The following is a 1,039-nucleotide window of genomic DNA, read 5'->3' on the forward strand; positions in this document are numbered from 1 at the left end:
CAGATCACGCCCCGGCCCGCTCCTGCACGTTGGCCCGCACCCACTCCACGATCGAAGTCGTCGTGGCCCCGGGTGTGAAGATCTCCGCGACGCCCTTCTCCTTCAGCGGCGCGATGTCCGCCTCCGGAATGATGCCGCCGCCGAACACCAGGATGTCCTGCGCGTCCCGCTCCTCCAAAAGCTCCAGCACCCGCGCGAACAGCGTGTTGTGCGCCCCGGACAGGATGGAGAGGCCGATCGCGTCGGCGTCCTCCTGGATCGCGGTGTCCACCACCTGCTCGGGCGTCTGGTGCAGCCCGGTGTAGATGACCTCCATACCGGCGTCACGCAAGGCCCGCGCGATCACCTTGGCCCCGCGGTCGTGCCCGTCGAGCCCCGGCTTGGCGACCACTACGCGGATCGGCCCGGCTGCCACACCCATCACTGCCTCCATGTACCGATATCCGTACCGACATCCATCTGTCCAAGCACAGATACCCCGCACCGCACCGGCCGGGGAAGTGAACGAACGTTATCTCCAGCATCGCGCAAGCGGCAGTTTCGCGGTGGAGAGGGAGGGGGAAATCACACGTTGGGACACGTTCGCTGCGCGCCGTCCACAACCTAGGGGCTCACGCTCCGCACCCGGACCAGGCGCGAGGGGAGCCGCAACGAGATCGTTGGACCACCGCGTCGGCAGTCGCACGGCGTGGCGCTCCAGCGGTCGGCGACGCAACGGGGGCAGGGAGCCACCGCACCACGGTGGCGCAGAACGCCGTCGCACAGCCGACTCCTCGCTCACGACTCCCCCTAGGGCACACGGGGGACAGAGCCGTCCTCCCGTGCGCCACTCGGGAGGTCGACGATGCCGCTCACAGGAGCCCGCCCCTTTCGCACGCTCGGCTTTCCGCTGCCGCGACTGCCGAGGCCACCGGGACTCACGGGTCTGCTGGGACTGGCGGGGTTACCGGGGCTGGCAGGGCTCCCGGGACTGGCGGGGCTGGCCAGCCTCCCGGGACTGGCGAGACTGCCAGGTCTGACGATCCTGCCGGGACTAGCG

The 1,039-nt window shown here is 69.6% G+C and carries 1 protein-coding gene; it reads right to left on the bottom strand.

Features of this window, described 5'->3' with window-relative positions:
* Window positions 1–4: 4 nt before the first annotated feature.
* Window positions 5–421 carry a coenzyme B12-dependent isobutyryl CoA mutase small subunit gene (gene icmB, locus GKQ77_RS33000; RefSeq protein ID WP_219692819.1) on the bottom strand — a complete coding sequence of 139 codons (417 nt, stop codon included), beginning with the start codon at window positions 419–421 and terminating at the stop codon, window positions 5–7.
* Window positions 422–1,039: the final 618 nt, after the last annotated feature.

Source organism: Streptomyces anatolicus (assembly GCF_019400875.1).
Classification (GTDB): domain Bacteria; phylum Actinomycetota; class Actinomycetes; order Streptomycetales; family Streptomycetaceae; genus Streptomyces; species Streptomyces anatolicus.

Bases quoted from the DNA above. Each gene is read 5' to 3' on its own strand.
- icmB (WP_219692819.1), bottom strand. From the start codon at position 421: ATGGGTGTGGCAGCCGGGCCGATCCGCGTAGTGGTCGCCAAGCCGGGG.